Raw genomic sequence first — 21,004 nt, 5'->3', positions numbered from 1 at the left:
CTTCCCGCACCGGCGCGCCCGCACGGATGCGGGCGAATGGCAGGGACAGGAAAATCAGTTCTCCGCCGCGAATTTCTTCATGAACTCGACGAGAGCCTTCACGCCCTCAATCGTCATGGCGTTGTAGATTGACGCGCGCATTCCGCCGACGAGCCTGTGGCCCTTGAGGTTGACGAATCCCGCAGCAGCGGCTTCCTTTACGAATTTGTCGTTGATTTCCTTCTCTTTCGCAACCGCCGCATCGTCCGTCGCCCCCGTTGAGTATTTTGTGAGGAACGGGACGTTCATCAGAGAGCGGCTTCCCTTCTCCGCCGTCGCGCGGTAGAAATCGCTTGAGTCGAGGAAGTTGTAGAGATAATCCGCCTTCTCGCGGTTCCTCTTCGCCATTCCCTCTGCCCCGCCGTTCTTCTCGATCCAATGGAGAACCTTGTCGAGCACGTAAATCGTGTAGCAGGGCGGCGTGTTGTACATGGAGCCGTTGTCCGCGTGCGTTTTGTAGGCGAGCATGACCGGCGTTCCGGGGAGGCAGTCCTCGACTTCGGGAATCAAATCCTCACGGACGATGACGAGCGTGACGCCTGCCGGAGCGAGGTTTTTCTGCGCGCCCGCGAAGAGAAGCCCGAACTTGGTGACGTCGAGCGGCTCAGAAAGAACGCATGACGAGATGTCGGCGACGAGCGGGATTGAGCCCGTGTCGGGAAGATACTCGTAGTGGGTTCCCATAATCGTGTTATTGAGGCAGATGTACGCGTAATCGTAGTCGCCCTCGATTTTCTCGACGCGCGGGATGTATGAATATCCCTTGTCCTTCGATGAGGCGATGACATCGACCTGAATGCCGAGCCTTTTCGCCTCGGCGGCCGCCTTCTTCGCCCAAACGCCCGTCTCGATGTAGGCGGCTTTCTTGTTCTTTATTCCGAGGTTCTCGGCGACCATCGCGAACTGCGTGGAGCCTCCGCCCTGGACGAAGAGAACCTTGTAGTTGTCGGGGACGTTCATCAACTTGCGGACCATAGCCTCGGCGTCCTGAATTATCGGCTCGTATGCCTTGGAGCGATGGCTCATTTCCATCACGGACTGACCCGTTCCGTTGTAATCGAGCATCTCAGCAGCGCACTCTTTCAGAACTTCTTCTGGCAGGCATGATGGACCTGCGGAAAAATTGTAGACTCTTGCCATCTTTCGTACCCCTTTTGGTGTTATTGTGATTTTTTTCACAAAATTGATGGCGCAATCCTAGCCTTTTTCGCGAACATGGTCAACAAAAAAGCGCGAATTTTTGGAAATTTTATGATTTACTGTGAAGTTTTTCACAAAGAAGAGCCGGACGCTCCCACAATCCTCGTAAGCGCCGTCACGACGTTCGCGTTCTCAACGGTGACGCCGTCGGGAACGGAGAGAATCGTGTTCGTGTAGTTTACGATTCCCCGGATTCCGAAAGAGACGAGCCTGTCCGCCATCTCCTGCGCAATCTGGTCGGGAACGCAGAGAACGGCGAGCGTGATTCCCTTTGCCGGAATCACGGTTTTCAGCTCGGTCGTCAAATAAAGCGGAATGTCGGAATCAAGCAGCTCGATTCTGTTCATGCTCGTGTCGAACGCGGCGGCGAGCGAGAAAGCGGAGCCGGAGAATGCCGTCCCGGAAAGCAGTGACGAGCCGAGCGGCCCGAGCCCCACGATGCAGCATCTTTTTCCGCCGTTGCCGGCGCGTATATCAAGGGCAGCGGCAATCGCCTCGCGCAGGGCTGCCACTTCATATCCGTTCGAGCGCCCGGAATGCACGCAGAGAAGGGAAATGTCGCGCCGAATCGTCGCGTCGCTCCAGCCGGTAAGCGCGGAAATTTCCGAGGAAGTCACCCGCGCGCCGTTTTCTTCCAGCTGCTGAAGAATCTGCGACAATGTGACGAGGCGCCTCCTCGATGGTATCGGTATTTGTTTCATGGAAAAAAGAGTACCATTATTTCGGCGGCATAGGAACGACAACGGCGCAAATGATTGCATTCCGTACTGTTTGATGACATTTTCTGCGCATTTAAATAAAATCGAGCCATGATTAAGAACATTGACCTTTTTGAGAAAGCACCGGTACCGAAGGCCGTCCTGAAATTAGCGGTACCCACCGTGCTCAGCATGATAGTGACGGTTCTGTACAATATGGTCGACGCATTCTTCGTCGGTTTGATAAACGATCCCAGCCAGTTCGCGGCGGTGAACGTGGCGACACCAGTATTCATGTTCCTCATGGCGGCGGGAAACATATTCGGCATGGGCGGCTCCTCGTTCCTCAGCCGAGCGCTCGGCGAGAAGAAGATGGACAAAGTGAAGTCGATAAGCTCGTTCTGCTTCTATGCGGGAATCGTGACGGGAATCGCGGGCGGCATGATTATAACGGCGCTCATGCACCAGATTCTCACCGCGGTCGGGACGACGGAGACGACGTACGGATTCGCGCGAGACTACCTCCAGATAATCGCTTACGGCGGGCCGCTCATCGTCATCGGCATGGCGTTCACGAACCTTCTCCGCGGGGAAGGAGCCGCGAACGCATCGATGTTCGGCATGATGGCGGGAACAGCCGCGAACATAATCCTCGACCCGATTTTCATCCTCGACGAGCTTTTCGGGATAAAACTTCTGGGAATGGGCGTCAAGGGAGCCGCAATCGCCACGCTCATCGGAAACGCGGTCTCCATTTTCTTCTATATATTCCATATCGCCTCAAAGAATTCGCTTCTCTCAATCAACCCGAGATTCTTCAAAATGGGAGAGGGAATCGCTTCCGGCGTCGTGTCCATCGGGCTTCCGGCGTCGCTCACGAACATCCTCATGAGCCTCAGCGCGATTGTCACGAACAAGCTCCTCGCGTCGTATTATTCGGTCGAGGTCGTCGAGGAGCCGCTTCGCTCGCTCATCACGACGTTCTCCGACAGCGTTCCGATATTCGGTGACGTCCCGACGGCGGCTATGGGCGTCGCTCTCAAGGCGAACATGCTCGTCATATTCGTGCAGCTCGGCCTCGGAATCGGAATCGCGCCGCTTATCGGGTACAATTTCGGCGCGCGGAATTTCAAAAGGCTCAAGAGCGTGATGAAGTTCTCGATTCTGCTGAACGTCGTCGCTGGATGCGCGCTCACCGCACTCTACTTTCTGTTCTCAAAGCAGATTGTCAACATTTTCAGCAAGGACGAGGCTGTCGTGAACCTCGGAATCAGCATAATCCACGCGCTCATGGTCTCCACGCCCGTCATCGGCATCATGTTCGTGCTGAACTTCACCTTCCAGGCGATGGGAAAAGCGGTGCAGTCGCTCGCGCTCGCAATATCGAGGCAGGGCGTCGTGTTCCTTCCGCTCATCCTCGCGCTGAACAGGATTTTCGGGATGAGGGGAATCGTCTTCGCGCAGCCGATTGCCGACGGAATCGCGGTCCTCATTGCGCTCGCGATGTTCATCCCGATAAACCGCTCCTTCAAAAAGGAATCGATGAACAGAAGCTAGCATCGCATGGCGGCTTCCCGTTCGGATTTTTCAGCATATCGAATAAAAGTCGCCAATTTGATATAGTTATTTCCGATTTGCCTCTTCAGACAGAAACAAATCAAAAATTTTGCGCCTCCCTGCGCATAAAGGAGAAAAAGATGGGAAACAATTATTTCAACTCAATTCCTTGGCGTGAAGCCCGCCTTCAGCTCGGTCATTGCCGCTCAATGGCGAAAGAAGAATTTGCCGACGGCGTCAATGCCCTTAAAGGAAAGAAAATCGTAATCGTCGGTTGCGGCGCCCAGGGATTGAACCAAGGAATGTGTCTCCGCGACTCGGGACTCGACGTATCATACGCCCTCCGCGAGTCAGCGATTGCCGAAAAAAGGCAGTCATGGAAGAACGCCACGGAGAACGGTTTCAAAGTTGGAACGTACGCGGAGATGATTCCGACCGCTGATTTGGTCGGCAACCTCACTCCGGACAAGCAGCATACGCCCGTCATCACCGAAGTGCAGAAATTCATGAAGCAGGGAGCCGCTCTCTGGTACAGCCACGGCTTCAACATGATTGAGGAAGGAATGCAGATTCGCAAGGACATCACCGTCGTGATGTGCGCTCCGAAAGGTCCCGGCACGGAAGTCTACAACGAGTTCCACAGAGGATTCGGTGTTCCTGACCTCATCGCAGTCCACCCGGTTAACGACCCTGAAGGAAAGGGCTGGGCAATCGCGAAGGCTTTGGCAGTCGGAATGGGCGGAAGCAAGGCGGGCGTCCTCGAGTCTTCTTTTGTCGCTGAAGTTAAATCCGACCTCATGGGCGAGCAGACAATCCTCTGCGGTATGCTCCAGGCCGGAACAATCGTCTGCTACGACAAGATGGTCGCCGACGGAATGGATCCGAAATGGGTCACAAAGTTCCTCATGCACGGCTGGAACGTCGTTTCCGAGGCTTTGAAGTGGGGCGGAATCACAGGAATGATGGACCGCCTCTCCAACCCTGCGAAAATCAAGGCGAACGCAATCTCAAAGGACATCAAGAAGCTCCTCGCTCCTCTCTACCAGAAGCACATGGACGACATCATCTCCGGAAAGTTCTCTTCAACGATGATGGAGGACTGGAAGAACAAGGACCACGACCTCCTCACATGGAGAGAGGCTACAGGAAAGCTTCCGTTCGAGTCACAGGAAGAGTCTTCTGAGGAAATCGCCGAGCAGGAATATTTCGACAAGGGAATCTTGCTCGTCGCAATGGTCAAGGCAGGCTGCGAACTCGCTTTTGAGACGATGGTCGACGCCGGAATCAAGGAAGAGAGCGCTTACTACGAGTCTCTCCACGAAGTTCCGCTCATCGCGAACCTCATCGACAGAAAGCGCCTCTATGAGATGAACCGCGTCATCTCCGACACCGCCGAGTACGGCTGCTACCTCTTCGCGAACGTGGCCGCCCCACAGATGGCGAAAGACCTCATGCCGAAACTCACCACAGAGGTAATCGGAAAAGGCTTGAACGTGAAGGACAACGGCGTGAACAACGCCGAGCTCGTCGCCGTGAACGCCGAAATCCGCAACCACCCAATCGAGGTTGTTGGACGCAAGTTGAGAGCCTACATGACGGCAATGAAGCCGTTGGTTAAGTAAAACATCCTGTTTTACTTAACCAACCGCCCACTTGCTATGCAAGTTGGCGCAGTGTGCCGCACGTCCTGTGCGGCTAACGGATTGAGAAAAGTCCGGTGGCTTTGAGAGTTCTCAAGGTTGCCGGGCTTTTTTTGTGGAAGATTCGGCTTTTCCATCCGCAATTTTCCGCAGGTTGCAGTTTTTTGCGGGATATAGCGGTATAGTAGATAAATATGACTTACGCTAATCCTCCCCGAACTCGATTCGAGGGCTATGGATGCAGAAAAAAGGTTTCTTGCAAAAACCGTTCAGCATGACAAAATCACAAGAACCTGCATCCTGATATTACAAGTCGCTGTTCCTCATTTCTTTTTTCTTCTGTCAGATTCTCTCCAATCCACGGTTCGCGTAGTTCCAGTCCATCGATGAAGGCATCGTCCAAAGCTGATCGAAGGCTCCCCGCATGAGGAGCGCGATTTTTTGGGGAGGAACGTTGCCGCAGCTTCCACCGAACGCAGGAATCACAAGGCTTTTTATATCGTTCTGCATGGCGGATATGAGAGTCGTCCGAGTGCACTGATACACCACAAGCGGTTCCCGAATCACGGACGGAACGCGCATTGTGGGCGTGTGAATGAGTTTTTTCGCGCTTCCGGGAATGTCAATCAGGAAGCTCGTGCCGACAGGCTGCTCGCAGAAAAAATGGGTTCGGATATATTCCTGCACATGCGGAATGAGCGCGTCACCGAAATACGCCGTGATTGCGGCATCATAACCGCCGTCCATGAGACCGTAGCTGTTCGCGGGCGACACGACACACTCGACATCATGCGTATCCATGAAATGCGCGAAATCATCGCACACGCACTCGACATTCTTGATGTCGGAAAAGTACAGTTCCCAAAAATCGACCTGGCTTTGCTTTCTGTCCAAGAGATAGATTTTCAACGCAGACTCCTCATTTTTTTCGCGCGCTCACGACTGCGCTATTCAGCGGCAATTCAGCTCGGGCTTTATTCCGAGTTTTGTGTTATGAGAAAAGGACACGGACAAAAATTGCGACGTGCGGAGAGTTCGTCGACAAAAAACACCGCAAACGAAATTCCCCGACACTCGACCTACGCTGCCGGATCGAAGCGCGCATCAATCGACGGGCGAGGAATTTCCGCCTGTTATTATCGAAAAGAGCCTGTCCAAATCCTCGCGGGAAAAATAATCGACTTCGATTCTGCCGCGCTCCATCGTGCCGTTTATCTTCACTTTCGTGCCGAACGCCTCGATGAAGCGCTGCTCAATCTCCGCGAGGTTCGGGTCGCGCGAGGACGCGGACGACGACGGCTGCTTGTTCCTTCCTGCACCGGAATTCAGCTCGTTCGCCATCTCCTCTGCCCGCCGGACGTTCATTCCGCCGCCGACTATCTTCTCGAACAAAAGCCGCCTGTCGTTCGAATTCTTCACCGCAAGAAGCGCGCGCGCGTGTCCCGCGGTAAGGCGTCCCTCGACAAGGGCCGACTGCATCTCCGACGGAAGCTTCAGCAGGCGTACTGCGTTGGCGACGGTCGAGCGGTTCTTCCCGACGCGCACGGCAATCTGGTCCTGGCTGAGTCCGGAAATCTGCATGAGTTTGTGGTACGCCTTCGCCTCCTCGACTGGATTCAAGTCGGCGCGCTGGATGTTCTCGATAAGCGCGACCTCAAGCTTTTTCTGCTCGTCGAATTCGCGAATCTGCGCGGGAATGCGCTCGAGGCCGGCAAGGCGCGCCGCCCGCGTCCTTCTCTCGCCCGCGATGATGTAGAACGAACCGTCGCCGGCATTCTCTATCGTTATCGCCTGAAGGACGCCGTGCTCCTTTATCGACGCCGCAAGCTCCTTCAGCTTCTCCTCGTTGAATTCAAGCCTCGGCTGCTGCGGATTCGGCTTGAGCCGGGAAAGCTCCACGAAAAGCTGACCGTTCGCGCCGGTCGTCACACCTTCAGGGAGTGCTGATTCCGCCACGATTTCCGGAACATCGCCCGCCACGTCATGCTCATTTTTTGCGGGAAGCTGACTCTGCTCCGCTTCCGCCTCGTTTTTCGGCTCCGCGCCGGTAGTAAAAAGGGCGTTAACCCCGCTTCCAAGTCCGAATTTCCTAGCCACGTCCCATCACCTCTTCCGCAAGTTTCTTGTAGCTTTTTGCGCCGACACAGTTCGGGTCGTACTCGCAAATCGGGACGCAATGAGAGGGCGCCTCGGAAAGGCGCACGTTTCTCGGGATTACGGTGTCGAACACTGCCTCGCCGTATTTTTCCTTGACGACGCGGACGACATCCTTCGCGAGGGTCGTCTTCCCGTACATCGTGAAGAAGACGCCGCCGATTTTCAGGTTCGGGTTCATCGTCTTCTGAACCTGCTCGACGGTCTGGATGAGAAGCGTGATTCCCTCAAGCGCGAAATACTCGCACTGGACGGGAACGAGGATTGAGTCCGCGGCGGCAAGCCCGTTGAGCGTCAAAAGCCCGAGCGACGGCGGGCAGTCTATCAAAATGTAGTCGTATATTTTTTTGAACGGCTCGATTGCGTTCCTGAGGAAAAATTCCCTGTTTTCCTGGTCCACAAGCTCGATTGCGGCGCCGGAAAGGTCGATTGAGGCGCTTATTGCGTCAAGACCATCAACCGATGTCCTCTTCACGCATTTATCAGCCGCGGTCGTTCCGGCAATAAGCTCGTATACGGTCGGTTTCTCCTTGGTGACTCCGACGCCGCTCGACATATTTCCCTGTGAGTCAAAATCGACGAGAAGGACGCGTTTGCCCGCCTTCGCCATGTAGGCTCCGATGTTTATAGCGGAAGTCGTCTTTCCGACGCCGCCTTTCTGATTCACAAAAACGTACACTTTTCCCATAAAGTCAATCATAGCAGATTATGAAAAAATTGAAAATGTTTCACAACGAAAACGGCGATGTTTCACGACAGCGGCGGGAAAAAATTCCGCCCGGAAAATCAGATGAGGCGGACGAAGAACGACGCAAGGACAACGGTGAGAAGGCCGCAGACAGCAATCGAAAGCCCGCTCATCGCACCTTCGACCTCGCCGATTTCTATCGCCTTCGACGTTCCGAGCGCATGGCTTGCCGTCCCGATCGCGACGCCCTTCGCGACAGGCTCCGTAATCCGGAACACGCGGAGGATAAGCTCGCAGAACGTGTTCCCAGTTATTCCCGCGACGCAGATTCCGCCGACCGTTATGCCGACGATTCCGCCGTGCTGCTCGGACAGGGCGATTCCGATTGCCGTCGTTATCGATTTCGGAAGGAGCGAAACGTATTCCGTGTGCCCGATTTTGAACGCGAGCGCGCAGACAAAAATCATTGTCAGATGCGCCAGCGTTCCGGCAAGGATTCCGCCGACGACGGCAAGCCAGTTGTCGCGGAGCTTCTGGAACTGCTCGTACAGCGGAACTGCGAGGCAGACCGTCGCGGGCGTGAGGAAATACGAGAGGATGTCGGTGCTCTCGTTGTACTTGCCGATGTCGATTCCGAAAAACGCGACGAACGCAATCGAAAGGAGAATCGAAACGAGCAGCGGGTTGAAAATCGCCAGGCGGAATTTCTTCTTGAGAAAACACCCGATTGCATACGTGACGAGCGTGATGACAAGCCCGAAATATGATGACGACTCGAAAAATTCTTTCATTTTGACTCCTCCCCTTTTTCTCCGCGCGTTTTTGCCCTTATGACGATTTGCGTGACGTATCCCGAGACGACCATCGCCACAATCGTCGAGAAAACCGACACGACGAGGAAGAAAATCCAGTTCGAGCGGAGAACTTCCATGTTGTCAAGAATCGCAATTGCGGGCGCGATGAAGAAAACCGGCATTATCTCGAGCAGGAAGCCGCTCGTCTCCTTTACGGCGGAAACCGGGCAGATTCCCGACTTGAGCGCGGCGAACATCAGCACGAGCCCGTATATCGAGCCGGGCACCGGAAGGGGAACGACCTTCGCAAGCAGCTCCCCGACGAGCGATATGAAAGCGATTATGAAGAATTGAACGACGTATTTCATAGGACAGCCATCTTAAAACTTCGCGCGCAGAGTGTTAAGGGCAAAAACGAACCTCGGCTCATCATCCTTCCGAAAATGACAATCGTGCGAAACTATGGTACTCTCGTGAATCATTTTTCCGCCCGCACGGAAAGGGGCGGATTCATTACCTCTCAAAATCAGATTTTTTATGGAGAAAAAAATTATGGAAAGAAGAAGGGTCGTCATCACGGGAATGGGAGCGGTGACTCCCGTCGGCAACAGCGTCGACGAGGCATGGGAGAACATAAAGGGCGGAAAGAGCGGAATCGGAACGATTACGCTGTTCGATGCCGGGCGTCTTCCCGTAAAGATTGCGGCAGAAGTCAAAAATTTCGACATCGCGCAATACGGAATCGAGACGAGCGCGGTGAGGAAAACGGCGCGTTTCACGAAATTCTGCGTCGCGGCAAGCGCCCAGGCAATCAAGGATGCGGGCTACACGAAGGAAACGCTCGCAGCAGAGCGCAACGGAGTCGTCGTCGGCTGCTGCATGGGCGGCATGGAGGCGACGGGAGACGCGTTCGCAAAACTCGACGACAAGGACGCGGGTCCCTTGCGGATGCCGCCGCTCACGACACCGCTCATGATTACGAACGAAGCCGCAGCCAACGTCAGCATCGTGTTCGGGCTGAAGGGAATCTCGTGGGCGCTGAACACGGCATGCGCGTCAGGCTCCGACGCAATCGGGCTTGCCGCCGACATGATACGCGCCGGAAAATGCGACGTCTGCCTTTCAGGGGGAACGGAAGCCGCGATAACCGAATTCTCAATCGCGTCTTTCGTAAAACTCACCGCATTGTCGACGCACTTCAACGACACGCCGGAAAAAGCAAGCCGCCCGTTCGACAAGGACAGGGACGGATTCATCATGGGCGAAGGCTCCGTCATGCTCATGCTCGAGGAGCTTGAGCACGCGAAGGCGCGCGGAGCGAAAATCTACGCGGAAATCGCCGGATACGGTTCCTCATGCGACGCTTTCAACATCACGGCGCCGCTCAAGGACGGAAGCGGAGCTGCCAAGGCGATGGAGCTTGCGCTTCTCGACGCGGGAATCGGCGCGGGCGAAATCGGATACTACAACGCGCACGGAACATCAACGCACGCAAACGACGTCGGAGAGACGAACGCGCTCAAGATGGCTTTCGGCGACGACGCGAAAAAGCTCCATATATCATCGACGAAATCGATGACGGGCCATCTTGTCGGAGCCGCGGGTGCAATCGAGGCGATGGTCTGCGTCAAGGCGATAAACGACGGATTCGTCCCGCCGACGATTAACATCGACAACCAGGACATCGAGGGCGGATGCGACCTCGACTACACGCCGAACATTGGCGTCAAGGCGGACATCAACGCGGCGATGAGCGCGTCGCTCGGATTCGGCGGGCACAACGCCTGCCTCGTCATAAAGAAATTCGCCGAGTAGGATTTTTCCCGACTGATGCGCGGCAGTTTCATCTCCGCGCAAAAAAAGGCCGCCCGAACAAAACGCCGCGGGCGGTCTTTTTTCATGCACTCGTCACGATTCCGAAAACGCGCAATCAGACGAAGCCGTCGCGCCAATGCCACACTGGGCGCGCAAGCTTGTAGGAGAACGGCTGCGTCCGCCCGAAATCGGGAAGCCACTCGGTATCGGGGCAAAGCTCCTGATAGAAAAGGTAATCGAAATCATACGCGTCAATCAAATCGCGCAAATCGGAATCCTCGGTCGAGCTGACGAGCCTGTTCTCTATAACAGAAAGCGCGCGCTTCCTCCGTTCCAGCTCCTCGTCGCTTCCCTTGAACGGGACGGGCGTATACTGCGACATCAGCGAGATGACCGCCTTCCCGTCGATTTTATGCTTGAGCCACTCGAGCACATCGGCAGTCTCCACGAAGCGTCCGGGAAGGAAAAGATGCCTGACGATGACGCCGCTCTCGATTTTCTCCTTGACGACGGTTTTTCCGTCGCATTCGCGGGAAACTTCCGTTATCGAAAGCGGATTCCGCTCGACAAGCCACTCGATTGCGGAGCGCGCGACGTCCGGATAATCGGAGGATGCGCACAGCTTCATGGAAAGGTCGCTGCTGAGCGTCTTCAAATCGGGAAGGTATATCGAAACGAGCCCATCGAGCATTTTCAGCGACTCGATTGAATCGTAGCCGCTCGAATTCCAGCACACGGGAAGCGTAAGCCCCCTTTTCCGCGCCTCAAAAAGCCCCTCGGCGACGGCGGGAGCGTGATGGCTTCCCGTGACGATGTTGATGTTCTCCGCACCGATTTCCTGAAGGCGAATGCAAATCTCCGCGAATTCGCCAACGGAAACGTCGCGCCCCATTCCCTGCTGCGAAATCTGATAATTCTGGCAGAACGCGCACCGCAGGTTGCATCCCGTAAGGAAAATCGTGCCGCTTCCGCCGTGAACCGTCAGCAGCGGCTCCTCCCCGAAGTGAAGGCATGCGACGGCAACGCGGATTTTGCTCCCCTCCCCGCAAAAGCCTGCCGACGCGAACCTGTTCACGCCGCAATTCCGGGGGCAGGCGCGGCATTCACTATACAAATCCGACGAATTCATCTTCACAGCGCGCCGCGGTCGAGGATAACGCTCATCATGCTCTGCAGCGCGTCGAGCTCAATCGTCTCGGCAGAATCGTTCACGAAGTCGCGAAGGTTCTCCCAATCGTCCTGAGAAAGCGCGTCGAGCGAGTCGGAAATGTCGTTGTTCATGAACGAATGGAACGCGCGGATTTTTGCCACGTTCGCCTCGCTCGGCTCGTTCGCCGCATCCGCCGACGGAAGAACGTACGTGTTGAGCCAATAATCCGAAATCTGCCGGGCGACTTCCGGAACGTCCCTGTTGTACGTCTCGAAAAGCCTGCAAATCGACGCGCACGCCCTTTTTCCGTCGTAATGGCCGCCGTTGTTCGCGCGGTCAAACTTGATTGCTTTCTGAATGTCTGAATAGAATTTTTCGATTGTAGTCATGGCGTGATTATAAATTGAAATCGTGCGACAGAACAGAGAGAGGCAGAACGAAAAAGTTCGACAAACTCCAAGAATTCGCAAAAAAATCTACAATATCGCGCAAAAATATGCCGTCAAGTTATGAATCATACAAAAAAGACGCACAAAAAATCAAATTTTTCCACATTCGCGTCATCCCGAGAGGGTAGTTTTTCGTTTTTTTTCTTGACTTCTATAAGGGTGGCTTTTATACTCTCTGCTATGGACTTAAAGACAGTGTTAACGCCTGATACAGTTGAACTTCATCTCAAAGGTAAGACGAAAGAAGAGATTATCGATGAGATGCTCGACATACTTATCAAGGCAGGAAAAGTAGCCGACAAGGCTACCGCTCGCGAATGTGTGCTGGACCGCGAGAGGAAGATGTCAACCGGAATGAAGCACGGCATCGCAATTCCTCACGGAAAGACAGACACAGTTGCTGATTTGGTTGCATGTATTGGCATTTCTGACAATCCGGTTGATTTTGATTCATTGGATCAGGAGCCGTGCCGCATTTTCATCATGACGCTCTCGCCAATAAACAAGACGGGACCGCACCTCCAGTTTTTGGCGGAAGTCTCGCTGCTTTTCAAGAGCGCAGAAAAACGCGCGCAGATTCTGAGCACTCAGGACAAAGCGGAAGTCATAAAAATCCTGACAGAATAGTTTTTTCGTTCTGTTGGAAAAAACCTCTGCAGGCGCAACGCCCGGAGGTTTTTCTTTTTTTAAATACATTTTAATTGAGACGGAGAGACACATGAAGCTTGAGCGGCTTTTCAGCGCGGACGGGAAGAAATTGTGCAGGATTCAGACAGGCGAGGAATTTTCGCCGCAGGAGCGCGAGGTAAAATGGAGCGATGTTGAAGGCGCGCCGGAGGAATACAACGAGGAATTTCTCGCCTCTCTCAGGAATGAGCTGAAAGAAAAAGAGGAAAAGGGAGAATTCGCCGTAATCGTTCCCGTCGTCGACAAAGAGGGCTGCGCGGGCGATGCGCTCGTCGCGGCTATGAAGCACACCGCGCGGAGGATAAAGGACTGCGTGTCCGTCGTCGGGTTCGCGGTGCCAGCGGGAATCGACGAGGCGAATTTCATCGGGGAGCTTTCGCCGAAGCACAAGCACTACTGCTTCCGCACCAAAAGCGGATGGGTGCAGGCAGATTCGGAATAGGGCTCGATGCGCAACCGTTTTTACGAATGCGCACCGAACCGCACTGATTGCGAAATACGCCATGAAACCGCATGAAAATCATATCCTCCATTGAACAATATTCCTAATTATGGAATCATTGTCCCTATGGATTCTTATAGGATGCGGTCCCTTGCGGGGACTGCCATTTTCAGCGGAATTTTCTTGGGAATTTGCTTTATTTTCATCCGCTTTTTGCCGGGAACTAAAAACAGCGAAGGATTCACAGAACAAAATCGTACATCAAGCAGCACTTTTAGTTCAGATTCACAATTCAGCACCTATTCTCTTATGCAGAACGCACGCTCAGGAGTCGAGATTGCGGAAATGCTCGACATCAAGGACATCGACGAGATTGTATCTCTGGGGCTTGATGCGGCGTTCGGAAACGCGTCGCGCGAAAAGACGCAGAAGGAGACGGGAAAGGAAGGAACAGCCGAAAACGACGACGGGCTGAGGCTCTACAGGCAGGCTGGAACAAAACCGCTTGTGGAATGGTTCTACACGCGGGTCACGAACAACAAGGACGTCGCGCTCGCAATCCTCGAGAACGCCGACAAGAACGACATCCCGACGTCGCTTGCGTTCGCCCTCGCCTACGTGGAAAGCAAGTTCAAGCCGAACGCGGTCAACAAAAACACGAATTCCACGATAGACAGGGGGCTGTTCCAGCTCAACAACGCGACGTTCCCAAACCTTACGGAGGAGCAGTTCTTCGACCCGTGGACGAGCGCGAAATTCGGCATGGCGCACCTGAAATTCTGTCTCGAGACGGCGGGGAACGAGATTACGGCGCTCGCGATGTACAACGCCGGGACGACGCGCGTGAAGAACGACAGCACGCCGCAGCACACGCTGAACTACGTCTCGCAGATTTCGAAGTACCGGAAAAACCTCGAGCAGCGATTCTCCACCGAGATAATCGCGAATTTCGACACGGAAAACACGCTCGCGTCGGCAAAATAAAGCGGCCGTTCAGCATTCAAAACAAAAACAGGATTCCGAATCGGGTTAGGAACGGCAAATTCCGTCCATCAAAAAAAGCGGGAACCATTTTTTCCGGTTCCCGCTTTTTTTTAATCGTCAAGCCGTGGGCGTCGCCCGCACGATTTCCGCTCGATGCAGAAACCCGTGACATCGCATTTCGGGACGAAAAGGTTCCCGCAAATCCACGCCCATTCCTCCGAGTATGAGGAAAGCGACGCGCGGATTTCAGCTGCGAGCGCGCGGATTTCAGAATACGCCCGCGAGCACAGGCGCTGGTTCATCAGGTTTATCATGTTGCGGAGGTTCCTCTTGTCGACGATTTTCGTCATCATACCGAGGGGAAGAACGTTCGCGGCATCCTCCTTGGACACGCCGGCATCGAGCAGCTCCGCGTATTTCTGCCGAATCATATCCATGCATTCGCGATAAATCGACTCCGCACTTCCGTCGCAGATGCTCCTGCATTTCGACGAATCCTTCACGGACGGCGGAACGAAATAATCGAATTCCTCGCAGTTGACGTACCTCGTCGATTCCTGAAGGCGCGTCGGACCGCCGCCGATGTGAGTGTAGTATTCGCGTATTGCGCGCGCCGAATAGCCTGATATGCAGAGCTCGATGTCGACGAATTCAAGGACGCGGCCGTGCCCGCTTTTTATGCAGTCCTTCGCGCGCGCGATGTTCTTCGCCGCGTCGTCAACGGGGCTGTTCCAGCAGACGCCGGCAAATTTTCCAATCTTCTGCAGGGGAAATTTATCAGTCGTGTCGAAAATCTCAATCATCTATTTCTTCCATCCGTCGTATTTTTCGCATTCAAGAATTCTGCGGGCGTTCTCCACGCGCTCCTCCGTCGGGGACTCCGTGTCCTTCAGCACGTAATCGATTCCGAGCTCCTTGTACTTCGTCGCGGCAAGCCCGTGGTACGGAAGAATCTCGACGCGCTGCACATTGGAGAGCGTCCTGATAAAATCGCGCGTCTTCTCGAGGAACGCGTCGTTGTCGGTGATTCCCGGAACGAGGACATGGCGAATCCAAATCGGCTTTTTGATTTCGTCGAGGTAGCGGAACATTTCGACGATGTTCTTTCCAGTGCGCCCCGTCAGCTTCACGTGCTCATCCTCGTCGATGTGCTTGATGTCCACAAGGAGAATGTCGGTGACGTCCATGAGACGTCGGAATTTCTCGAACCACTCGCCCTCGCGCGTGAACGGCTCGCCGGCAGTGTCGATGCACGTGTTGATTCCCTGCGCCTTTGCCTTCTCGAAAAGCTCGACAAGAAAATCTATCTGAAGAAGAGGCTCGCCCCCGGAAACGGTTATTCCGCCTTTCTTTCCCCAGTACGAACGGCAGGCAACGGCTTCCTTGAGGATTTCGTCCGTCTCCATCTGCCGTCCCCTTCCCATGTCCCATGTGTCGGGGTTGTGGCAATATTTGCAGCGGAGCCTGCATCCTGACGTGAAAACGATGAACCTGCTGCCAGGCCCATCCGCGCACCCGAACGATTCGAGCTGATGAATGTATCCTTTCATATCGTACCTCGCCGGAGATTGTAGCAGATATGAGGGATTTCCTCCACGGCGGGGAGCTTGCGTCGACAAAGCCATGTTCCACTTCCCCATTCGTTTTCGGCCGAGCTCAATTTTGTCTAAAAAAAAACAGGGCTGCCCCATACGTTTGGGACAGCCCTCCGAGAAAAACGAATCAGCCTAGTACGTGTACTTCCATGAGACGGGGAGCGCGAACGCCGTGTACCCGTAGTCCGAGTCCGTTCCGAACTGCGCGATGAGACCAGCCGCGAACGCATGGTTCTTGTTCATCGCGAACGTAATCTTCGGGTAAACGCCGATTGTCGGGTCGAGGTTCCGGAGTCCCTCCGTTCCCATAATGTCGTCGCCGAAATCGACGAGTACAAATCCCTTCACGTCGAAGCCGAGACGCTTGTCAACCGGAATGTTGAAGTCGACGGCGCCGTAAAAGTCGTAGTAATAGTGGTCGTCATCGTCGAACGAGTACGCAAAATCCGCGCCGAAGTTGAATTTGCTCGCGCCGAACATAAGACCAGCCGTAAGGACGTTCTCGCCGTAGATGCCGGCGACATGCCAATTTTTACTATCCACATTTGCTGAAGCGAGCAGGTTGCCGTCATAATTCTCGTAGTAGTAGTCGGAGCCGAGGTAGTCGAGGTTTCCGAGCCCGACGTCGCCCTGCTCAGAGTGCGTGAAGCCGACGTTCACGATGAGGCTGTCGGCGTTTATGGAAGCGTAGGCGCCGAGAAGGAGGTTCTCCTTGTCAGTTATGAGATGGTGGATTGAGCCGCCGACAGAAAACTGCTTGCTTGAGTAATCCGCGCCGATTGCAACCGCGTAGTCCTGATTTCTGTCGCCGTCGCCGAACCAATCCGCGCCGCCATGCACGTCGTCGAAATCAATTCCGGCAACGAACGTAAACTCGCCTGTCGGTCTGATTACAGCCGCGATGCCGTCCGTTCCGTAGTCGCCGCCAAGCGCGTGGACATCAGCGACGGGAAGCCATGAACCTGCAGTCCACATCACGTCGTGGAAGCCGACGCTGACGGAATTCGCGGCGTTGTACTCGACGTAATAGTCGATGTCGCTCCAATCGATATTGTAGACGGAATCATCGTCCCACGGGTTCGACTTCTTGAACGTGAACGTCGCGTCGATTCCGAGGCTGAGCTTCTTTCCGACATACTCCGCAATCACCTCATTCGACAAGCCCGCGAAATTCGTATGCGAGTCGCCGTATTCCGGATCAAAATAATGGAAGATATCAGATGAAAGCTCGTTGGAGAAAAATTCACCGCTCTTCTTCTCAGAATCTGCAAAATGGAACGCAGCCTCCGCGAATGAAGAGGCTGAAATTGCGAGGGCCGCTGCCGCGCACAAAATCTTTTTCATTTCTGAACTCCTGTTAAACGAATATTGAAATATGATGGACATCTTAGCGAATCAGTTCGACAAATTCTTCAAAAGTGTCATAAATTTTTGTTATATAAGCATTTTTATATGCAAACAAAAACGCCGCAAGCGGAAACCGCTCACGGCGTTCTGACGGGCACACCGGAAAATCGGATTCCCGGACGCGCCCGCTGACGAAAGTCAGATTGTCGGACTACAGAGCCGCGTGGCATGTGCGCGCGATAACGTCGTCCTGCTGCTCCTTCGTGAGGTTGATGAAGCGGACAGCGTATCCTGATACGCGGACAGTGAAGTTCGCGTACTCGGGCTTCTCGGGATGAGCCTGGCAGTCCTTGAGCTTCTCGACGCCGAAGACGTTCACGTTGAGGTGGTGAGCACCAGTGTGTCCTGAATCCGGCCCGATATCGAAATATCCGTCGAGAACGTTCACGAGGTTGTCAACCTGCTCGGTCTTGTCGTGTCCGAGAGCGCTCGGGTTGATTGTCTGCGTGTTCGAGATACCGTCGAGAGCGTAGTGGTACGGAAGCTTCGCAACGGAGTTGAGAGACTTCACGAGACCCTTTGTCTCTGCGCCGTAGCTCGGGTTCGCTCCCGGAGAGAACGGCTCGTGAGCCTTGCGTCCGTCGGGGAGAGCGCCGGTAGCCTTTCCGTAGACGACGTTCGACGTAATCGTGAGGATTGAAGTCGTCGGTTCGGCGTTGCGGTATGTCGGGTGCTTCTTAATCATGCCCATGAACGTCTTGAGGAGCCACACAGCGATGTCGTCTGCGCGGTCGTCGTCCTGTCCATAGCGCGGGAAGTCGCCCTCAACCTCGAAGCCCTTCGCAAGGTTCTTCACGACCTCGACGACTTCGCCGGTCTTCTTGTTCTTGACCTCGACATCGCCGCGGATAACCTTGACCTTCGCGTACTTGATTGCGGAGAGAGAATCGACGACGTGAGAGAATCCAGCGATTCCCGTCGCGAACGTGCGCTTCAAATCCGTATCCTCAAGGGCGAGCTCGGCAGCCTCGTAGTAGTATTTGTCGTGCATGTAGTGGATCGCGTTGAGCGAGTTCACGTAGATGTCGGCGAGCCATTCGAGCATCGCGACATACTTGCGCTCGACTTCCTTGTAGTTTGACGCATCGAGGACGTCAGCCGTTATCGGAGCGTACTCCGGTCCGACCTGAACGCCCGGTGTGAGACCGTCAGCCTCGTCGCGTCCGCCGTTGATTGCGTAGAGCAAAGCCTTGGCGAGGTTCGCGCGAGCACCGAAGAACTGCATCTCTTTTCCAGTCTGTGTCGCAGAAACGCAGCAGCAGATTGAGTAGTCGTCACCCCAGACAGGGCGCATGACGTCGTCGTTCTCGTACTGGATTGAAGAAGTCTCGATTGAGATGTGCGCGCAGTAGCGGCGGAAGTTCTCGGGGAGTCTCTTTGAGTAGAGGACGGTCATGTTCGGCTCCGGAGAGGGACCCATGTTCTCGAGCGTGTGGAGGAAGCGGTAGTCGTTCTTCGTGACCATAGAGCGTCCGTCCTGTCCGAGACCGCCGACCTCGAGCGTCGCCCAAATCGGGTCGCCGGAGAAGAGGTTGTTGTAAGCCTCGATGCGGGCAAAGCGAACCATGCGCGCCTTCATGACGAGATGGTCGATGAGCTCCTGAGCCTCAGACTCGGTGATGACACCCGCCTTGAGGTCGCGCTCGATATAAACGTCGAGGAACGTTGAGACGCGTCCGATTGACATTGCGGCACCGTTCTGCGTCTTGATGGCAGCGAGGTAGCCGAAGTAGAGCCACTGGACAGCCTCTTTCGCGTTCGTAGCCGGCTTAGAGATATCGAATCCGTAAAGCGCAGCCATCTCCTTCATGCCCTTGAGAGCCTTAATCTGCTCGGAGACTTCCTCCTTGAGGCGGATGACTTCCTCGGTCATCGTTCCGTCACCGATGGCAGCCTTGTCGGCTTCCTTGAATTTAATCAGGGCATCGATTCCGTAGAGGGCAACGCGGCGATAGTCGCCGACGATGCGTCCGCGTCCGTATGTATCGGGCAATCCGGTGAGGATGTGAGACGAGCGGACCTTGCGGATTTCGGGAGTGTAGACATCAAAAACTGCATCCGAGTGCGTCTTGTGGTAAACAGTGAAAATCTTGTGGAGTTCGGGATCGGGAGTGTAGCCGTACTGCTCGCAGCTCTGCTCCGCCATCTTGATTCCGCCGAACGGCATGAACGCCCTCTTGAGCGGCTTGTCAGTCTGGAGACCGACAACCTTCTCGAGGTCCTTCAAATTCTCGTCGATATATCCGGGCTTGTGAGCCGTCAAACCAGTGACGATTGACGTGTCCATATCGAGGACGCCGATTCTTTCCTTTCCGTCCTTTCCGACTGACTTCTTGTTGTGCTCAGCCTTCTGCAACTCCTGAAGTTTGTCGAAAAGCTTGTTTGTCGCGTCTGTCGGTCCGACGAGGAATTTCTCGTCGCCGTCATACGGTGTGTAGTTGTTCTGGATAAAGTCGCGAACGTTGACTTCCTCTTTCCAAAGGCGACCCTTGAAACCGTCCCAAGCTGCTGCCATAAAAATAAACTCCTTCCTGCACAGGAGCCCCGAGAAAACGTGACGATGGCGACACCAGATGACTATCGTTCGCAAAAGAAAGGTAGTTTTCGGAATAAAAACGACGGACGGACCCAGAAAGGCCCGAGGGACGAACGCCCGCGCCATTCATACCCCAAAGATGTGACCAAAACAGTTCCAACAAGGCTCGTATTTATGCAAGCAAATCGATTGATATTCGCCGGATTTTACCGACGACTGTTTCTTAAGAGCGAGTATATTCTTTTTCAAACCTTCTTGCAATGTTGCATTCAGATTTGGGCGAAGAATCCGCGCTTTTCCGGAACCCGCTCCGCTTTATTTGTACTGATTACAAAAATGAATATAATACAAAATAATTTTCATGTCAAACGTTCTTAGAAAAAAAATGAAGGACGACGAAAAATCGCGCTGGCACAAAACGAGAAAAACTGAAAATAATGAGATTCGGACAGGTCGAATGCCCGCCTAGAACTGGAACACCGCGGCGAGCGAGAAAATCATCGAGTCGGGGAAATCGCCGGAGATTATCGCGCCGAGCGGGAAAAGAAAACGCGCCTCCGCCCCGAACTGCATTCCCGACGCCCCGCCCGGAAGCGCGCGGAGGTATTTTACGGAGCATTCGGGATACAAAAAGCGCAGGCCGGAATAGAACCACGAATTTATCGAAGAAACGTCATCTCCCGCGGTCGTCCCGCTTCCGCCCTCATCGTCGGAAGAAACGCCTCCGGCAAGGAACGCCGCGCGAAGGAGGAAGCCGAGCCCGCCGCAAACGGAAAGCCTGTTCTCGCCGAAAACCCACGAGCGTCCGGCATCGAATCCGAGGAGAAGGGACAGCGCCGTCGCCGTCCTGTTCTCGATTTCAGCGGGGCGCGCATCGTCTCCGTCCCAAAGGTAGTAGTTCGAAAAAAACGACGCCCTCCCCTGAAGAAGGACACTTTCATACGCGGGAAATTCCGCGCCGAAACCGAGCGAGTACATGATGGGGCTGGGCGCCGACGAATTCCCGCCGGTGCTGACCATGAGGTTCGGGCCGCCCGTCACGAAAAATTCCGTCCTGCGCGAAGGGCGCGCATCGTCCCCGCCCGACTCCTCCGCAGTCGCGGAAAATGCGGAAGCGAGAAAAACGGCCGCGCAGAAAAAAAACGCGCGCAGAAAAATGCTCCTCACGA

The 21,004-nt window shown here is 54.6% G+C and carries 20 protein-coding genes; 6 read left to right on the top strand and 14 right to left on the bottom strand.

Features of this window, described 5'->3' with window-relative positions; all coding sequences use genetic code 11:
* Positions 1–54 precede the first annotated feature (54 nt).
* Both serC and TRESADRAFT_RS10955 read right to left on the bottom strand, forming a co-directional pair.
* The gene (gene serC, locus TRESADRAFT_RS10960) at positions 55–1,179 is read right to left on the bottom strand and encodes a 3-phosphoserine/phosphohydroxythreonine transaminase (protein WP_002705715.1); all 1,125 of its coding nucleotides are present in this window, start codon (positions 1,177–1,179) and stop codon (positions 55–57) included.
* A 131-nt stretch (positions 1,180–1,310) separates the two neighbouring features.
* The gene (locus TRESADRAFT_RS10955; protein ID WP_002705714.1) at positions 1,311–1,940 is read right to left on the bottom strand and encodes a redox-sensing transcriptional repressor Rex; all 630 of its coding nucleotides are present in this window, start codon (positions 1,938–1,940) and stop codon (positions 1,311–1,313) included.
* Positions 1,941–2,048: 108 nt separating this feature from the next.
* On the opposite strand from TRESADRAFT_RS10955, the gene TRESADRAFT_RS10950 reads away from it, so the two are divergent.
* Together TRESADRAFT_RS10950 and ilvC are read left to right on the top strand one after the other, a co-directional pair.
* Positions 2,049–3,494: an MATE family efflux transporter gene (locus TRESADRAFT_RS10950; protein ID WP_002705711.1), complete on the top strand. Its 1,446-nt coding sequence runs from the start codon at positions 2,049–2,051 to the stop codon at positions 3,492–3,494.
* Positions 3,495–3,634: 140 nt separating this feature from the next.
* Complete coding sequence (gene ilvC / locus TRESADRAFT_RS10945) at positions 3,635–5,116, top strand: ketol-acid reductoisomerase (protein ID WP_002705710.1); 1,482 nt, start codon at positions 3,635–3,637, stop codon at positions 5,114–5,116.
* 360 nt (positions 5,117–5,476) lie between these two features.
* On the opposite strand, the gene TRESADRAFT_RS10940 is transcribed toward ilvC, so the two are convergent.
* From TRESADRAFT_RS10940 to TRESADRAFT_RS10920, 5 genes are all read right to left on the bottom strand, one after another.
* The gene (locus TRESADRAFT_RS10940; protein WP_002705709.1) at positions 5,477–6,043 is read right to left on the bottom strand and encodes a macro domain-containing protein; all 567 of its coding nucleotides are present in this window, start codon (positions 6,041–6,043) and stop codon (positions 5,477–5,479) included.
* A gap of 195 nt (positions 6,044–6,238) precedes the next feature.
* Positions 6,239–7,231, bottom strand: coding sequence for a ParB/RepB/Spo0J family partition protein (locus tag TRESADRAFT_RS10935; RefSeq protein WP_002705708.1), 993 nt, complete (start codon positions 7,229–7,231; stop codon positions 6,239–6,241).
* Positions 7,224–7,976 carry a ParA family protein gene (locus TRESADRAFT_RS10930; RefSeq protein WP_040843014.1) on the bottom strand — a complete coding sequence of 251 codons (753 nt, stop codon included), beginning with the start codon at positions 7,974–7,976 and terminating at the stop codon, positions 7,224–7,226. Before TRESADRAFT_RS10930 ends, TRESADRAFT_RS10935 begins: the two co-directional genes overlap by 8 nt.
* 98 nt (positions 7,977–8,074) lie before the next feature.
* The gene (locus TRESADRAFT_RS10925) at positions 8,075–8,767 is read right to left on the bottom strand and encodes an LrgB family protein (RefSeq protein ID WP_002705698.1); all 693 of its coding nucleotides are present in this window, start codon (positions 8,765–8,767) and stop codon (positions 8,075–8,077) included.
* Positions 8,764–9,138, bottom strand: coding sequence for a CidA/LrgA family protein (locus tag TRESADRAFT_RS10920; protein ID WP_002705697.1), 375 nt, complete (start codon positions 9,136–9,138; stop codon positions 8,764–8,766). The genes TRESADRAFT_RS10925 and TRESADRAFT_RS10920 overlap by 4 nt, the downstream gene beginning before the upstream one ends.
* Before the next feature lie 184 nt (positions 9,139–9,322).
* Here TRESADRAFT_RS10920 and fabF point away from each other — a divergent pair, with 184 nt between their 5' ends.
* A complete protein-coding gene (gene fabF, locus TRESADRAFT_RS10915) occupies positions 9,323–10,585 on the top strand; it encodes a beta-ketoacyl-ACP synthase II (RefSeq protein WP_002705696.1) in 1,263 nt (420 codons plus the stop codon).
* 115 nt (positions 10,586–10,700) lie between these two features.
* Here fabF and TRESADRAFT_RS10910 read toward each other — a convergent pair whose 3' ends face one another.
* Together TRESADRAFT_RS10910 and TRESADRAFT_RS10905 are read right to left on the bottom strand one after the other, a co-directional pair.
* Positions 10,701–11,660, bottom strand: coding sequence for a radical SAM protein (locus tag TRESADRAFT_RS10910; RefSeq protein ID WP_245534349.1), 960 nt, complete (start codon positions 11,658–11,660; stop codon positions 10,701–10,703).
* A gap of 56 nt (positions 11,661–11,716) precedes the next feature.
* Complete coding sequence (locus TRESADRAFT_RS10905) at positions 11,717–12,124, bottom strand: hypothetical protein (protein WP_002705687.1); 408 nt, start codon at positions 12,122–12,124, stop codon at positions 11,717–11,719.
* Between the two features lie 240 nt (positions 12,125–12,364).
* Between TRESADRAFT_RS10905 and TRESADRAFT_RS10900 the strand changes: the two genes are divergently transcribed.
* The 3 genes from TRESADRAFT_RS10900 to TRESADRAFT_RS10890 all read left to right on the top strand — a co-directional run bounded on the left by TRESADRAFT_RS10900 (position 12,365) and on the right by TRESADRAFT_RS10890 (position 14,297).
* Positions 12,365–12,811 carry a PTS sugar transporter subunit IIA gene (locus tag TRESADRAFT_RS10900; RefSeq protein WP_002705684.1) on the top strand — a complete coding sequence of 149 codons (447 nt, stop codon included), beginning with the start codon at positions 12,365–12,367 and terminating at the stop codon, positions 12,809–12,811.
* A 91-nt stretch (positions 12,812–12,902) separates the two neighbouring features.
* Positions 12,903–13,313: a hypothetical protein gene (locus TRESADRAFT_RS10895; protein ID WP_002705683.1), complete on the top strand. Its 411-nt coding sequence runs from the start codon at positions 12,903–12,905 to the stop codon at positions 13,311–13,313.
* 309 nt (positions 13,314–13,622) lie between these two features.
* Positions 13,623–14,297: a transglycosylase SLT domain-containing protein gene (locus TRESADRAFT_RS10890; protein ID WP_002705681.1), complete on the top strand. Its 675-nt coding sequence runs from the start codon at positions 13,623–13,625 to the stop codon at positions 14,295–14,297.
* Between the two features lie 110 nt (positions 14,298–14,407).
* Here the strand turns inward: TRESADRAFT_RS10890 and TRESADRAFT_RS10885 are convergent, their stop codons facing one another.
* The 5 genes from TRESADRAFT_RS10885 to TRESADRAFT_RS10865 all read right to left on the bottom strand — a co-directional run bounded on the left by TRESADRAFT_RS10885 (position 14,408) and on the right by TRESADRAFT_RS10865 (position 21,002).
* Entirely contained in the window at positions 14,408–15,100 is a 693-nt protein-coding gene (locus tag TRESADRAFT_RS10885) for an FAD-dependent thymidylate synthase (RefSeq protein WP_002705679.1), read from the bottom strand.
* Complete coding sequence (gene pflA / locus TRESADRAFT_RS10880; RefSeq protein WP_002705677.1) at positions 15,101–15,847, bottom strand: pyruvate formate-lyase-activating protein; 747 nt, start codon at positions 15,845–15,847, stop codon at positions 15,101–15,103.
* 177 nt (positions 15,848–16,024) lie between these two features.
* Complete coding sequence (locus TRESADRAFT_RS10875; RefSeq protein ID WP_002705676.1) at positions 16,025–17,236, bottom strand: hypothetical protein; 1,212 nt, start codon at positions 17,234–17,236, stop codon at positions 16,025–16,027.
* Positions 17,237–17,450: 214 nt separating this feature from the next.
* Positions 17,451–19,814, bottom strand: coding sequence for a formate C-acetyltransferase (gene pflB, locus TRESADRAFT_RS10870; protein ID WP_002705674.1), 2,364 nt, complete (start codon positions 19,812–19,814; stop codon positions 17,451–17,453).
* Between the two features lie 486 nt (positions 19,815–20,300).
* Positions 20,301–21,002: a hypothetical protein gene (locus TRESADRAFT_RS10865; protein ID WP_002705672.1), complete on the bottom strand. Its 702-nt coding sequence runs from the start codon at positions 21,000–21,002 to the stop codon at positions 20,301–20,303.
* Positions 21,003–21,004 lie beyond the last annotated feature (2 nt).

It is taken from the genome of Treponema saccharophilum DSM 2985, assembly GCF_000255555.1.
Taxonomy (GTDB): domain Bacteria; phylum Spirochaetota; class Spirochaetia; order Treponematales; family Treponemataceae; genus Treponema_D; species Treponema_D saccharophilum.
This window is presented reverse-complemented; position numbering and strand designations above follow the sequence as displayed.

Excerpts from the sequence above, each read along its gene's own strand:
- serC (WP_002705715.1), bottom strand. The coding sequence starts at position 1,179 with ATGGCAAGAGTCTACAATTTTTCCGCAGGTCCATCATGCCTGCCAGAA.
- TRESADRAFT_RS10955 (WP_002705714.1), bottom strand. The coding sequence starts at position 1,940 with ATGAAACAAATACCGATACCATCGAGGAGGCGCCTCGTCACATTGTCG.
- TRESADRAFT_RS10950 (WP_002705711.1), top strand. The coding sequence starts at position 2,049 with ATGATTAAGAACATTGACCTTTTTGAGAAAGCACCGGTACCGAAGGCC.
- ilvC (WP_002705710.1), top strand. The coding sequence starts at position 3,635 with ATGGGAAACAATTATTTCAACTCAATTCCTTGGCGTGAAGCCCGCCTT.
- TRESADRAFT_RS10930 (WP_040843014.1), bottom strand. The coding sequence starts at position 7,976 with ATGGGAAAAGTGTACGTTTTTGTGAATCAGAAAGGCGGCGTCGGAAAG.
- TRESADRAFT_RS10925 (WP_002705698.1), bottom strand. The coding sequence starts at position 8,767 with ATGAAAGAATTTTTCGAGTCGTCATCATATTTCGGGCTTGTCATCACG.
- TRESADRAFT_RS10920 (WP_002705697.1), bottom strand. The coding sequence starts at position 9,138 with ATGAAATACGTCGTTCAATTCTTCATAATCGCTTTCATATCGCTCGTC.
- fabF (WP_002705696.1), top strand. The coding sequence starts at position 9,323 with ATGGAAAGAAGAAGGGTCGTCATCACGGGAATGGGAGCGGTGACTCCC.
- TRESADRAFT_RS10905 (WP_002705687.1), bottom strand. The coding sequence starts at position 12,124 with ATGACTACAATCGAAAAATTCTATTCAGACATTCAGAAAGCAATCAAG.
- TRESADRAFT_RS10900 (WP_002705684.1), top strand. The coding sequence starts at position 12,365 with ATGGACTTAAAGACAGTGTTAACGCCTGATACAGTTGAACTTCATCTC.
- TRESADRAFT_RS10895 (WP_002705683.1), top strand. The coding sequence starts at position 12,903 with ATGAAGCTTGAGCGGCTTTTCAGCGCGGACGGGAAGAAATTGTGCAGG.
- TRESADRAFT_RS10890 (WP_002705681.1), top strand. The coding sequence starts at position 13,623 with ATGCAGAACGCACGCTCAGGAGTCGAGATTGCGGAAATGCTCGACATC.
- TRESADRAFT_RS10885 (WP_002705679.1), bottom strand. The coding sequence starts at position 15,100 with ATGATTGAGATTTTCGACACGACTGATAAATTTCCCCTGCAGAAGATT.
- pflA (WP_002705677.1), bottom strand. The coding sequence starts at position 15,847 with ATGAAAGGATACATTCATCAGCTCGAATCGTTCGGGTGCGCGGATGGG.
- TRESADRAFT_RS10875 (WP_002705676.1), bottom strand. The coding sequence starts at position 17,236 with ATGAAAAAGATTTTGTGCGCGGCAGCGGCCCTCGCAATTTCAGCCTCT.
- pflB (WP_002705674.1), bottom strand. The coding sequence starts at position 19,814 with ATGGCAGCAGCTTGGGACGGTTTCAAGGGTCGCCTTTGGAAAGAGGAA.